The 14967-nt window shown below is 40.2% G+C and carries 10 protein-coding genes; 2 read left to right on the top strand and 8 right to left on the bottom strand.

Annotated elements, in window-relative coordinates:
* Positions 1-3: 3 nt before the first annotated feature.
* The gene (locus ABJK37_RS11255) at positions 4-945 is read right to left on the bottom strand and encodes an EamA family transporter (RefSeq protein ID WP_348353398.1); all 942 of its coding nucleotides are present in this window, start codon (positions 943-945) and stop codon (positions 4-6) included.
* Between the two features lie 113 nt (positions 946-1058).
* Here ABJK37_RS11255 and ABJK37_RS11250 point away from each other — a divergent pair, with 113 nt between their 5' ends.
* Positions 1059-2501: a PLP-dependent aminotransferase family protein gene (locus ABJK37_RS11250; protein ID WP_348353395.1), complete on the top strand. Its 1443-nt coding sequence runs from the start codon at positions 1059-1061 to the stop codon at positions 2499-2501.
* A gap of 47 nt (positions 2502-2548) precedes the next feature.
* Here ABJK37_RS11250 and ABJK37_RS11245 read toward each other — a convergent pair whose 3' ends face one another.
* From ABJK37_RS11245 to ABJK37_RS11235, 3 genes are all read right to left on the bottom strand, one after another.
* Positions 2549-4192: a methyl-accepting chemotaxis protein gene (locus ABJK37_RS11245; protein WP_348353392.1), complete on the bottom strand. Its 1644-nt coding sequence runs from the start codon at positions 4190-4192 to the stop codon at positions 2549-2551.
* Positions 4193-4803: 611 nt separating this feature from the next.
* The gene (locus ABJK37_RS11240) at positions 4804-5724 is read right to left on the bottom strand and encodes a PHB depolymerase family esterase (protein ID WP_348353389.1); all 921 of its coding nucleotides are present in this window, start codon (positions 5722-5724) and stop codon (positions 4804-4806) included.
* 111 nt (positions 5725-5835) lie between these two features.
* Positions 5836-6294, bottom strand: coding sequence for an N-acetyltransferase (locus ABJK37_RS11235; RefSeq protein ID WP_348353386.1), 459 nt, complete (start codon positions 6292-6294; stop codon positions 5836-5838).
* Positions 6295-6475: 181 nt separating this feature from the next.
* Between ABJK37_RS11235 and ABJK37_RS11230 the strand changes: the two genes are divergently transcribed.
* Complete coding sequence (locus ABJK37_RS11230) at positions 6476-7441, top strand: phosphate ABC transporter substrate-binding protein (RefSeq protein WP_348353383.1); 966 nt, start codon at positions 6476-6478, stop codon at positions 7439-7441.
* A gap of 9 nt (positions 7442-7450) precedes the next feature.
* Here ABJK37_RS11230 and ABJK37_RS11225 read toward each other — a convergent pair whose 3' ends face one another.
* The 4 genes from ABJK37_RS11225 to carB form a co-directional block, all read right to left on the bottom strand.
* Entirely contained in the window at positions 7451-10321 is a 2871-nt protein-coding gene (locus ABJK37_RS11225; protein ID WP_348353380.1) for an EAL domain-containing protein, read from the bottom strand.
* Between the two features lie 315 nt (positions 10322-10636).
* On the bottom strand, positions 10637-11026 hold the full coding sequence (locus ABJK37_RS11220; protein WP_348353377.1) for a RidA family protein: 390 nt from the start codon (positions 11024-11026) through the stop codon (positions 10637-10639).
* A gap of 111 nt (positions 11027-11137) precedes the next feature.
* Positions 11138-11614, bottom strand: coding sequence for a transcription elongation factor GreA (gene greA / locus ABJK37_RS11215; RefSeq protein WP_215926092.1), 477 nt, complete (start codon positions 11612-11614; stop codon positions 11138-11140).
* Positions 11615-11721: 107 nt separating this feature from the next.
* Entirely contained in the window at positions 11722-14940 is a 3219-nt protein-coding gene (carB, locus tag ABJK37_RS11210) for a carbamoyl-phosphate synthase large subunit (RefSeq protein ID WP_348353373.1), read from the bottom strand.
* Positions 14941-14967: the final 27 nt, after the last annotated feature.

The raw sequence follows: 14967 nt of genomic DNA, 5'->3' as shown, positions 1-14967 counted from the left end.
AGGTTATTTTAAATTTGTTGCTTCAACAGAGTTTGTCGCAATAACTTTATTCAACCCTAGTAGCGTTTTAATCCGATTAATGGGTGTTAAAACCACAATATTCCCCATTAACACTAGAACAAAACCCATTAAGGTACTTGATTGCCACACAAAACCTTCGAACATCATACTAAGTGCCACCGCCACCACTGGAAATAACACAACAGCATAACTCGCCTTCTCAGGACCTATATCTTTTAACAATACGAAATAACAACCAAATGCGATAACGGTTCCAAATACGCTTAGATAAAGCAGTGAAGCAATATAAGGAAGGCGCGTGTCTAATGTAAACTCACTGCCATTGATTGTAGTAAAAATCAGTAGAAACAAGCTGCCATAAAACATGCCCCAAGCATTACCTTGCATAATCCCAATACTATTTTTTGAATTGCGCACACTGGTCATATTTCCTAAAGAGGCCACAAATGTTCCACCTAAAGATAAACCCAAACCTATTATCGCCTCACTAGCAAAGTCCAAAGTTTTAACATCCTGCCAGAACAAAGCGACAATTCCGGCTAATCCCAAAATAGCGCCCATAAAGATCCTTGGCGCTATCGGTTGTCCAAAAAATATACGTGTATTAACTATGTTCATTACGAGTAAAGTGGAGAAGGCGATAGAGGTCATAGCCGAGGTTAAGTAGTTTTGTGCCCAGTACAAAATCAAATAGTTAAAGCCGAAGTTGCAACATGCCAGCACCATGAAAAACAAATGATTTTTAACGCTAAAGCCCATTGGAAGTTTTTTGATTACGCAATATCCCCACATCAGCAACGCCGCAATAGAAAACCTATAAACTAACGACACCTCTGGTGCTACGACCCCAAGTTGATATTCAATCGCTAACCATGTCGAGCCCCAGATCAACACAGTAATAATGTATAAAAGCGCGCTTCTCATATTGTCCAAAATTCCAATCTTATAGCTTTAGGCTAATTTAACTCGTAAACTGGATACTAAACAGATACAGTTAATTTAAAATACAACCTATACAGATTAAAGCGATAAGTAAGATGACTCCCTCCTCATTGAAAGAACCCAATACCTATTTGTATCAACAAGTCATCAATTTAATTACCGAAATGCGTATCAATGGTACTTTACAAACTGGGCAAAAGTTACCTTCACTACGTAACTTATCAAACGCTCTTTCTGTAAGTATACCCACAGTCAAACAGGCCTATATCGAGCTCGAACGACAAGGATTAATACGCGCCAAACCTAAATCAGGATATTTCCTTACCCAGCAAAATAAGTCAGAGCAGCCCAAAAAGGCACGTTTACCTGCTAAGCCAATAACGGTAAGTCGCCAACAGTTAATTGAGGATGTTTTTAAGTCAATTCACCAACCTCATAATCTCGCTCTTGGTGTGGCTAACCCTGTTGCCGCATTACCTATTACCAAAACTCTTAACCGCACTATGCGGCGTATTATGTCTGTGATGGGTGACAAAGCCCTACACTATGGACCCGTTGCTGGCTATGAGCCACTTAGAAGACAACTTGCCTTTAGTTATATGGAGTATGCCCTGCCATTGGCCCCAGATGACATCATTATCACTAATGGTGCCCAAGAAGCACTCAATATCGCTTTGCAATGTGTCGCTAAGGCTGGTGACGTTATTGCAGTAGAATCCCCCTGCTATTTTGGGATTTTAGAACTAATAGAAAACCTCGGCATGTTAGCGTTAGAAGTGCCAATTTGTCCCGAAGACGGCTTATCCATTCAAGATGTTGCAAGTGCCATTGCGAAACATCCAGTTAAAGCTTGCGTTTTTTCTAGCACTATTGCCAACCCTATGGGATGCGAATTAACTGATGGCGCCAAACAACAGATAGTTGAATTATTAGAAAATAATGACATCCCTCTTATCGAGGATGATGTTTATGGGGATCTGTATTTCACTGAAAAGCGTGGTTCCCCTGCGCAAAAATACAGTAAAAAGGGGCTAGTGATTACCTGTAGCTCGTTCTCTAAAACTGCAGCACCAGCCTACCGCATTGGATGGCTAGCGACTCATAAGTTTAGTCAAAAGTGTGCTCAGATAAAACGCGCGCTATCATGTTCATCCTCCCATATGAATCAAATTACACTTTTTGAATTTGTAAGAACCTGTGATTACGACCGTTATCTGGTGCAATTACGTAATATATTGCTCACTAACAAAGTGCGAATGCGCAATAAATTACAGCAAAGTTTAGGTGATAGCGTACGTATCAGTGACCCCAAAGGAGGGGCAGTGTTATGGCTAGAATTTAATAAAAACATCAATAGCGCTGATATATTTCAATTAGCGTTACAGCACAATCTGAGTGTTAGTCCGGGTACCTTGTTTTCTCCTAGCAATCGTTACCAACACTGCATAAGACTCAGTTATGGTTTGCCTTGGAACACTGAGTTAGAAGAAGGACTGGGGGTATTTGCTGATATATGTCTAACACTACAAAAAAATTGAATACTCAACTCAGAAGGCCCCCTATCTTTCTATCTTTGCGAGCTACACTAAGAGGTTTTGAAGAAAGCAACTTCTTCATTTAATTTTTCTGCAAGTTTGTCCAAGGCAATAGTAGCGGTATTATTTTGATCTAAAGAATATACCGTCTTCTTACTTATCTCATCGATTTGTGCCATCACCTCGGTTATCGAACCAATCCCAACCACCTGTTGAGTCGCGGTATCAGAAACTAACTTGGCATTTTTGAAAGAATTTCCAGCATTTTCTTCAATCTCATGTAGCAAACTCATTGCATCATGAGTTTTGCTTTGACCATCTTGCACTTTTGGTAACGTATCTTGCATCACGCTCACTGCAATTGAAGTTTCTTGTTGTACTTCTTCAATCGTTGTTTGGATCTCGCGGGTCGCCTCACCGGTGCGCAATGCAAGTTGCCTTACTTCGTCCGCTACAACAGCAAAACCTCGACCTGTTTCACCAGCACGCGCAGCCTCAATAGCGGCATTTAACGCCAGTAAATTGGTTTGATCGGATATCCCGTTGATCACATTGGTGATCCCGTCTATTTGACTCGTTAACTCTTCCAATTTACTTATCTGTTGTACTGCCTGATTCACCGTATTAGCAACATTTTGCATTGACTCTACGCTCAATGACATCGAATCAATTCCATTTTTAGCTCTTTCCACCATACGTTTTGCATTGACTTTATTTTTGGCGGCGGTTTCTGAGACATCCAAAATATTGGTTTTGATTTCATCGAGACGAGTACGAGTAGCAACTGTTAAAGTGTCTTGCTCTTGAGCAAGTACAATGATGTTTTTAGAGCCACTAGTAACAATAGTAGACTGCCGTTTTAAGTCATGTGAGGCCGCTACAATTTCTAGTACTGTATTACGTAAGCGATCCTGCATTTTGGCCATGGTAGCCAACATACTTTTGTCAAATGGGGTACTTAGTTTTTGTATTAAATTGCCTTCGGCAATCTGGGTGAGGGCTTCTGCAGCAATGACTGGTTCAGCTCCCAGAGATGTTTTAAAACTTTTGGCGATAATATAAGCCACAAAAATAGACAACAGCAAAGCGCTTAGAGTTAATACCAACATGGTTATTTTAAAGCTCGAGGCATTCTCTAAAATTTCATTGGTAGCCGCGACATTTTTGACTTCTTGCAAGTCAATAAAGGCGTTAATTGTATTTAGCCACTCAACAAATAATTGACTACCACCGGTTTTTAACAGCCGTAACGCATCGCTATTTAATCCTTGTGTTTTCGCTGTAATAACTTCGCTAATCAAGTTTTCGGTTTTTCGTTGCAGGTCATCAAGTGTGTCCAATATTGTGGATTCTTGGCTGCTGAAATATACCCCCGACTCCTGCATAGCGCGCATTTTTCTGTGGGATACCTTATAAAACTCCGTTAAACCATTAATATCATCGATATGTGTTTTAATGTTAGCTTGACTATCTGCAGTGGCAAGATCACGAATAGCAATAGCCCGATCATGCACACTACCGCGAAAGTTAATGGCATTGCGTTGTTTAACAACATTAATTTCAGTCATTGTGGTTAAGGTATCCGCTATCATATTGACGCGGTATATCCCCACCATAGTGAGTACCACCATAAGCAAAGAGACAACACTAAAGCCTATAAGGAGGCGCAGATTGATACTTAAATTATTTAGCATATTTATTATCTCTTCTATTTAAATAAGGTCACGGCAAACCATGTAAAGTGGAATTTATTTTGTGTCAGTTTGGGCGACACTACTCGAGTATAACGAAACGCAAAAAGGCACAATGTAAGTAAGAACTACCTTAAACCAATTGATTTTCGCATCACCGAAAATCGCCTCTCCTTGGTTTATTATCGTCAATATTGTCCCTACAAAAATACTGATAAAAATGGCCATTTTAATTTGTTTTTTGGACACCTTCATTTCGATCCTTTTTAATTAACTAAGCGCCAAAATTTAATGGTAATCATTGTAACCGTATCTTTAACGACTAAAAGCCTGGCTGGCAATTTTCATTTCTTTAAGCGAAACGCTATCATGGCACATGAAAGAACTGGATTTCTAAATAAAACTTTCAATTTAAATAGGTTACTTGGTAAAAAAATGTTTCATCGGGATATTGCAGTTGAGTGTACGTAAAATCTAAATTTAATCTATTAGACTAAAGCAGCAGTTGTAACAGGTTTTGCCAGCGACACTTGCGTACTAATTTAACAAAATAGTAATCAACAGGAATTCAATTTTCTAATTAGTTTAGTCGTGATTACTGACGATTTATACTGTTATTTCGGTTCTTCTTTAAGAGAATGGCGTTTGAAAAATTGCCAAATTAGTTGTGTTGCAGGTAAACCTGTTTCCGTCTTACCTAGTCCGTAACCTTTTAACGTTTCAGCCATTGGAGAGCCTGGCCAAGTATGACCCGCCTCCGTAGAACGATAAAAATCGACTTCACCTTGACCCGCACAATTTTTATATTGAATTAATTCGACAGATAAAGAATATTGAGTTCGTGTTATTGATCCACACCGATTATTTTCTACCCATGCACTTAGCGCATCCTCTACCCCCATTTTCCAATAAGCAGGCGAATCACTTTGCAGATAATAGTGATTAACATTGTCCTTTTTACCATGAAAACTAATAGTTGCCACGCCTCGTGACGGCTTACAGTCACTTGGATACCTTATGCCTGCCACAGGCCCAATAGCAGCGATGGTTGCCGATAGGTCACAGGCCAGTCGACTGCTCATTCGAGCGCCACCAGAAAAGCCAGTGGCGTAAATTCGCGTCTCTTCGATTGAAAACTGTTTTTTCAGTGTCGCAATAAGTTGCCGTATAAACAAAACATCATCAGGGCCCTTTGCCCGATTTACATTCCATGTAATGGGTCCGTTCGATTGGCGTTTGAACAATGCGAGTGGCGAAACCACAATGAAATTTTCTATTTCAGCGAGCTTTTCAAACTCAGATAATTCAACTTGTGAATCCGGATGGCTATTTGTTCCGTGAAAATTGAGTACTAATGGATAGGTCGTCTTCGCATTATAAGAAGACGGAACAAATAGTCGGTATTTTCTTATTTCACCCGCCACCTCAAGTATATTCAATAAAGGTGGTTGCTGAGCACATAAAGCGACACTTGTTAAAAGTAAGCTTAATATAACAACCCCCAACCTAAGACCTTTACCTAAAAACTGCAACATTAAGAATGACTCCGTTGTTAATTTGTTTTTTATGAAAAGATAAATAACGAGCTAATTTTTATTCGTTTTTAGTAAAATTGATGCGCTTGCGCAATTTGATAAGTACTCGCCTTAATTATCGCAGGACTTAAACAACATTGCGATCTTAGGAATCCCATGGGATGGGATCCAACGTTTATACTCAACAAACCCATGTTTTTTATATAAGATGATGGCAGGCTCATTCACTACCGCCGTTTCTACCACAGCCTCGGAGTATTCAAATGTATCTAAAACATATTCTATCAATCTGCCGGCTATGCCTTTTCTAAAATACTGAGGATCAACAGTTAAACTGTCGATTTCTAGTCGTTTTTCATTTATCGATATTTCAATTACCGCAGCAAGACAATCGTTACATTGAAAACCATAAAACAACGTTTTTGAACTTGCGATATCTATAGTGCTACGTGACAGAGGCGGAAAATTAACCGCGCCTATTAGCTCAGCCTCAACTTTATAGGCATGTTGAAAAACCTTGTAAATTTGACTCGCAACTTGTTCATTAGCATTTTCAAGTGGATAAATCATTTAATAATCTCATATATTTTATTGTTAACTTATACCTAGATTTTATTCACACTGACATAAAATATTCACAGTAATCTGTTGTAATCGATCTTTACAACGGTTTCAGTAACCAATAGTCACCTAACTAATTAAGACATATAGTCCGCCAAGTCATTAACTTATGGCACACAAGGTAAGTCATTTGAATATTTACACTGCAAGTCTAAAGGCGCTGCTCGTATCTTCAATGTTTGTTCTAAGTACGCATGATGCACAGGCCATTGATCCCCAAATCCTCCCATATCAACACATCCCCGCTTTCAAAGGTAAAGTAAATTCTATGGGTTCGGATACCTTAGCGAATTTGATGGCATTTTGGACTAATGAATTTAAGGTCATGTATCCTGAGGTTGAAATTAGTCTGCATTCAGAAGGCTCTGCAACTGCTCCTCCCGCGTTATTAAAGGGTATTGCTAATATCGCTCCTATGAGCCGAAAAATGACAGCTAATGAACTAAATGTATTTGAACTTAAACATGGTTACCACCCCACACCAATAAAAGTTGCGATAGATGCGATTGCCATATTTGTACATAAAAGTAACCCTCTTGAGCATATTAGCATTTCACAACTAGAGGCGATTTTTTCTGCCGCTCCACGTTGCATGCAATCTTCACGAATCCATTATTGGCGCGACCTTATCGAAACCGATATCAAACGGACAGTCATTGATGTGTTTGGCAGAAATGCAGACTCGGGCACTAATGGCTTCTTCAGGAATTTAGTTTTGTGCAATGGTCGATATTTAGACTCTATGCAAAGGTTGCCTGGAAATGCGTCCATTGTTCAGGCAATTTCTAACAACCCTAATGCAATAGGGTTTTCAGGCCTAGGGTATAAAACTTCAGGTGTACGGACTTTAGCCATCTTGCACAAAGGCAAAGCCACGCTTCCTGATAATATAGGTGGAACCAATTGGGAGTATCCATTAGCACGCTATCTCTATCTTTATGTAAATAAACAACCAGACAAAACACTTGAAAAATCTGTCTATGAGTTCATCTTGTATGTCCTATCCAAAGCGGGACAAACCACCGTTGAACTCGACGGCTACAACGCTTTACCACTATCTGTAATACAGCAAGAACTAAAAAAAATAGCCAACTAGTGGTTGCGCTTAAGCTGCAGTTAATCCTGTTTTCAGCATTTCAATAAAAGGTTGCGGTTTAGAAATAGCGTAACCTTGAGCGAAATTAATTCCCATATCCTTCAAGCACTGTTCGGTTTTTGCATCACCAACAAATTCAGCAATGGTTTGTTTGCCCATACTTTTGGCAATATCATGTATGGCTTTTACAGTCGCAAGATCACAAACATCATTACACATGTTTTTAACGAAAGAACCATCAATTTTGACGTAATCGACACTCATATTTTTTAGATAAGTAAATGAGGACATACCCGCACCAAAATCATCTAAGGCAAACTTACAACCTAGAGATCTAATTTCATTGACCATAACATCAGCGTTAACCAAATTCATAACTGCCGAGGTTTCGGTGATTTCAAAACACAGTTTTTCAACGGGAATAGTGCTCGTTTTGAGCCGATTTAGCATTTTAGTTAACAAGGAAGGAGAATTTAAGCTCGCTCCGGAAAGATTGATTGCACACTTCTCTAAGTTTTCAACATGTTCGTTGTTTTCTTCGAGTAACTCGATAGTTGTTTCAAACACCCAATGGTCTATACGAGTCATTAAACCATGTCGCTCGGCAATAGGGATAAACATTGCTGGGCTAATATTATTTCCTTGTTTGTCCTTCATACGCAGTAAAATTTCATAACTGTGGCGTGTATGAGCTTCACTAAGAGGTTTAATGGTTTGAAAATATAACTCGAAACAACCATATTCTAGCGCATGTTGTAGTTGCGCTAAGGTGTCTAACTCGGCGTTGCGAAAGGCTAATTCATTGTCTCCTTGTTGATGCAAGTGGTACTGATTACGTCCATTATTTTTAGCCGTATAACAAGCTGTATCAGCAGCTTTAACTAACCCTACCGCTTCAGTATAGCTGTGATCAATCTGCACTAGTCCAACACTCGCTCCGACATGGAAAACCTTGTCTTCCCATAGAAAGCGAAAGGCAGCGACGTTATCAAGTAACGCTTGTACTCTGTGTTGGGCTTGGTCACTATTCGTATCTTTTAATACCAGACAAAATTCATCACCTCCTACTCGAGCTAGTATGTCACTGCCTTTAAGGGACTTCCCTAAAATATTAGCGATATTTCTCAACAATTTATCACCCGCTTGGTGACCACAAGTATCGTTAACCAGTTTAAATTGATCCATATCGATATAACATAGAGTCGCGATTTTTTGATGGGTGTGGATGTCATTTAATACTTTCTGCAATTTTCGGTCAAAGGCATAGCGATTAAGTAGCCCCGTCAATTGATCATGGTTAGCTTGGTAGTAGATTTTTTCTCGAAGTTGAATATCAGCGGTAACATCCCGAGCAATTCCTTCTATAGCGACTAAATTATGATGTTTATCAAATATTGGAGAGTCGGTGTATTCAATAATCACGTCTTCTTTTGAAGCCGAAATGTAAGTCACTAAATACGCTTCTGTTCTGTCTCCTTGCAACTGTCGCTGGCGAATATCCTGCATATTATTGGGCATATGTTTTACAAAGTTTCTGCCATTGTGTTGAAAGTTGCTAGCTTCATAACCCAACACATCTTTTACGCCGTGGCTAATATAAGTTATCTCTCCACTGGCTTGCATCGAATAGATAAAATGACCACGTAGCCCGTCGATTAAGCGACGAAACTTAGCTTCACTGAGTTCAAGTTTTTGTTGTGAGAGGTGGCGCTGAGTAATGTCTCGTACCGTCATTGCGATACCTATTCCAGCCTTTACAATTTGTAGTTTAAGCCATTGTTTTTGAGATCCTTTATACCGGCTTAAGACACATTCAAAAGGTTCTCCATTTTCGTTCACCTTTTTGATTTTAGAGAATATATCCTTACCATTCATCTGGTCTAGGTGTTGATTAAGTGACAATGATTCTTGCTTGAGCATATCTTTACCAAATAGCTTACTGGTAATTTTGTTGGCATCAACCAATGTAAAATCGACAACATTACTCACGCCATCTGATACGGCTTCATACAACATGATACTATCCAATGCGGCTTCGCTCGCCGCTTGATAATGCAGTTGACTTTGACTTAAGCGAACTGCACTCCTTAGTTGCCAAAATAGAAATAGACAGATCAACGCCGACATTAACGAACCGCCAACTAATATCAAATTACCCATCAACACCATTTGATGTGAGCTTTGTAAATTCAATACCCATTCTCGCTCTGCAAAAATTACCGGAACTGAAACAATAGTGCCGTCATTGACCAGCACGCCGTAATCAAGAAGCTCAGTCGTACCGTCATAGATTGAGAAACTGAACTGCGGCCCAATTAAATCTCCTAGCATGGTTTCTAATGTCGTTTTAATATCGAAACTAGCAACGACATAACCCAAACTTAAATTATTCGGATCAACTCTCAATACATAAAGATCAAGTAATTTATTAAGACGAGTCAAACTTGTCGCTTTTCCCTGTTGAAAAAGTTCGTCTCCATTAATGCCGAAATCGGTGACGGGTTTACCCAATAAACCAGATCGGTTTTCAGAAGATATGTTCCAACGAACCGTAAAATCGGGGTTGAGCCACCAAATATCATCAATACCGGGCAACACAATTTTCATACTCGCTGCATGAGTATGAAACCAGTCAACTGGATTGGGAGATCTATCGGGCCAAGAGTTAATCAAATTATTTACGGCGCGGCTGCGGTCGGCTGAAAACATCTCTAAGGTATTTCCGACTTGGTGTGCAACGACCTTTGCCAACGCAACTCGTCGCCCTTCTTCACGTTCAACTAAATAAAAACGTAAAAAGGAAAATAACACCAACAACAGTAAAAACAGAATACTCGGCAGTAGATATAGCTTGTTATTTTTGTTCAAAAAAAATGTCACCAGTTGGCACCCAATACAACAGAACTCGAATGATTACCGGTGATGATATGACAACAACATGACAGTATATTGACAAGGTCAATATTCAACATATAACCGCCGTTCGACGAGGCGGTTACTATAATTTCACTTGTACAACCCACAGCTATCAAGTGTTAAATTGGCATCAACAATTTGAATATAATGACCTATCTCAAAAATTAAGCACCAAGCTAGAAAAAACAGCAATATGATCACCAAAGTGAACAAATAGGTGGCATCGAGGTTTACCAAGTAAAATTAGCAAACCTTAGCTCACTAAGAATTAGAATACCTTTAGGTTGTACTCATTACTCGAGCCGTCACCTGAATTTCAATCTTCATTTTTTCATCTAACAATCCGGCTTCAAACATTGTCGCTGCGGGCCTAATATCTCCAAAGTAGTGATTTAACACAGGCCAACAAAGTTCGAAGTCACTTTTTTTAGGTAAAATGTATGTTACCCGCACCACACACTTAAGCGCACTGTTTGCTGCAACCAGCGCTTGTTCTATGTTTTTTATACATTGTTCAGTTTGTTTAGCCACGTCGCTAGATATTGACATGTCAGCATAGTCATAACCTGTAGTGCCTGATACAAACACATAGTCACCATCAACCACGGCCCGTGAATACCCTATTTTACTCTCAAATTCAGAACCACTAGATATTAACTTTCTTTGCATAATAAAATACTCCTGACTCAATCATTTCTAATAGTTGGTCTTAAAAAACAAAAACGAGGCCTTTAGCCTCGTTTTTAGTCAAATATTTCTCATAAGAATGAGCGTTAGCAATTAGATATATTCCACTGCAATAATCTCAAACTCTATTGTCCCTTTAGGGGTTTGGATATTAACTACATCATCCAAGGATTTACCAATCAAACCTCTGGCGATAGGCGAAACCACAGATATCAAATTATTTTTAATATCGGCTTCATCTTGACCGACGATTTTGTAGGTGGTTTCTTCGTCTGTTTCCAAATTGACAATAGTCACTGTAGTACCAAATATCACTTTACCGTTATTGGTCATTTTAGTGACGTCAATAATTTGGATATTAGACAGTTTACCTTCTATGTCTTGAATACGCCCTTCACAAAAGCTTTGTTGTTCTCGAGCCGCGTGATACTCGGCGTTTTCTTTCAAATCGCCATGCTCTCTCGCTTCAGCAATAGATTTCACAATTTGTGGTCTTTTAACTGATTTTAAATGCTTCAACTCTTCACGGAGCATATCTGCGCCTTGGGCTGTCATTGGATATTGGGTCATATCAACAACTCTCTTATTTTTGTAATTTAATTCAAGTTAATGGGTACTAAATACCGCTTTTCAACTAAGGAGCAAACAATCTCGACGTTTACCCCTAATTGACGTCGTTAATGGATTCGAGTGTGTAAATCTTGTACCGAGGTTACTCTTGCTCTGTCATCCGCTTTATTGGCGTTAACTGTAGCAAAAGCCGCGTTCATAGTAGTGGTATATGCAACCTTGTTTAATAGCGCCTCTTTACGAATATATACAGAATCATCAATCGCTTGTCGACCTTCAGTGGTATTGACAATGTAGCAATATTCACCGTTCTTTATAGCATCGACTATATTTGGACGACCTTCACTGAGTTTATTGACTACGCTGCATTCTACACCGGCATTATTCAATACTGTCGCCGTACCTTTAGTCGCCTCTAGGGTAAATCCTTTAGATACCATAGTTTGACCCAGTTCAATCACTCGATTTTTATCGTTCAATCGAACCGATAATAACGCTTTGCCACCAACCGGAATCGGTTGACTGGCTCCCAAGTTAGCTTTGGCATAGGCTTCTTCAAAGTTTTCACCTACCCCCATAACTTCACCCGTTGAACGCATTTCTGGCCCTAGTAATGGATCCACGCCTTGGAATTTAGCAAAAGGTAACACCACTTCTTTAACTGAATAAAATGGCGGAATGATCTCTTTGGTGATCCCTTGTGATGCTAATGATTGACCAGCCATCGCTCTGGCGCCAATTTTAGCAAGCGGCATACCCGTAGCTTTTGACACAAAGGGAACGGTCCTAGCCGCGCGAGGGTTCACTTCAATCAAGTACACCTGACCATCTTTCACCGCAAATTGGGTATTCATTAAGCCAACCACACCTAATTCCAATGCCATCGCTTTTACCTGCTCGCGCATCACATTTTGTACTTCTTGGCTAAGAGAGTACGGCGGTAACGAACACGCCGAATCACCTGAGTGTACCCCTGCTTGTTCGATATGCTCCATTATGCCACCGATTACGACGTCTGTGCCGTCACTAATAGCGTCAACATCCACTTCAATTGCATCGTCTAAGAAACGGTCTAACAATACCGGTGAGTCGTTAGAGACTTTTACAGCATTATTTAAATAACGTTTAAGGTCATTTATGTCGTATACAATTTCCATAGCGCGGCCGCCTAAAACATAGGAGGGCCTGACCACTAATGGGAAACCAATCTTATCAGCTGCCACCAAGGCTTCTTCTAGATTTCTGACCGTGGCATTAGCAGGTTGTTTAAGGTTAAGTTTATTAACCATTTTTTGAAAACGTTCGCGATCTTCCGCTTTATCAATGGCATCTGGAGAAGTACCAATGATAGGCACACCAGCCGCTTCTAAATCTCGAGCCAATTTAAGCGGAGTTTGTCCACCATATTGAACAATTACACCTTTAGGCTTTTCGATACGTACTATTTCCAATACATCCTCGAGTGTCACCGACTCAAAGTATAAACGGTCAGAGGTATCGTAATCGGTAGAAACTGTTTCGGGGTTACAGTTAACCATTATGGTTTCGTAACCATCTTCGCGCAATGCTAAGGCTGCGTGAACACAACAGTAATCAAATTCAATGCCCTGCCCGATACGGTTTGGCCCGCCTCCCAACACCATGATTTTATCATTGTCGGTCGGATTAGCTTCACATTCTTCATCGTAGGTAGAATACATGTACGCCGTATCTGAAGAAAATTCAGCGGCACAGGTATCAACACGTTTATAGACAGGGTGAATTTCGAATTCACGACGCACTTCGCGTACATCCGACTCATCGACGCCAGTTAATTCTGCAATTCTAGAGTCTGCAAAACCTTTACGTTTAAGGGTTTTCATCAAATCATAATCGATGGCAGATAAACCACTGTGCTGCATTTGCTGTTCAAGAATGATCAATTCTTCAATCTGCACTAAATACCATCTATCAATATTGGTTAATTCAAATATTTCTTCAACCGACATCCCCATTCGCATAGCGTCACCAATGTACCAAATACGCTCAGCACCTGGTTCACGAAGTTCTCGAATGATAGTCACCTTTGCGTCGGGCCCATTAATGTCAATAATCGAATCTAGGCCATTCACTCCTACTTCTAAGCCTCGAAGGGCTTTTTGCAATGACTCCTGTTGGTTACGACCGATGGCCATGACTTCACCAACAGATTTCATTTGAGTCGTTAAACGATCATTGGCACCGTCGAATTTTTCAAAGTTAAATCGAGGTATTTTTGTGACCACATAATCGATAGTTGGCTCAAACGAAGCAGGCGTTAATCCACCCGTTATATCATTAGCTAATTCGTCAAGGGTATAACCTACGGCTAATTTCGCCGCTACTTTGGCAATTGGGAAACCCGTGGCTTTGGAAGCCAACGCTGACGAACGAGACACCCTAGGGTTCATCTCAATAATCACTAATCGACCCGTTTTAGGATCAACACCGAACTGAACATTAGAGCCACCTGTTTCAACTCCGATCTCTCGTAAAACCGCGATTGCAGCGTTACGCATGATTTGGAATTCTTTGTCAGTTAAGGTTTGTGCTGGAGCGACGGTAATCGAATCACCCGTATGGACCCCCATAGGATCAAAGTTTTCTATGGTACACACGATAATACAGTTGTCAGCTTTGTCCCTGACCACTTCCATTTCGTATTCTTTCCAGCCGATTAGGGACTCATCAATTAACAACTCACTGGTAGGCGATAGATCTAATCCGCGGCGACAAATCTCTTCAAATTCTTGTTTATTGTAGGCAATACCACCACCAGAACCACCCATAGTAAAAGACGGACGAATGATACAAGGAAAACCAATACGACTACTGACGTCAAAAGCTTGTTCTATCGTGTGTGCAATTTCAGCGTGAGGGCAAGACAAACCTATGGATTTCATGGCTTTGTCAAAACGTTCTCTGTCTTCTGCTTTATCAATGGCGTCGGCGGTCGCACCGATCATTTCAACACCAAATTCTTCAAGCACACCATATTTATTCAAATCAAGGGCGCAGTTTAAGGCCGTTTGACCTCCCATCGTGGGCAACACTGCATCTGGACGCTCTTTTTCAATGATTTTTTTCACCACTTCCCAGTGAATTGGCTCAATATAAGTGGCGTCCGCCATTTCTGGATCTGTCATGATAGTCGCGGGATTTGAGTTAACCAAAATCACTCGGTAACCTTCTTCACGCAACGCTTTGCAAGCTTGTGCACCTGAATAGTCGAATTCACAAGCTTGGCCTATAACGATAGGGCCTGCGCCTAAAATCAATATGCTTTTTATGTCGGTACGTTTTGGCATGTATCTAATTACTCTACTAATTCTTGT

Origin of the sequence: Paraglaciecola sp., assembly GCF_039964565.1 — a bacterium.
In the GTDB taxonomy this organism is placed as follows: domain Bacteria; phylum Pseudomonadota; class Gammaproteobacteria; order Enterobacterales; family Alteromonadaceae; genus Paraglaciecola.
This window is presented reverse-complemented; position numbering and strand designations above follow the sequence as displayed.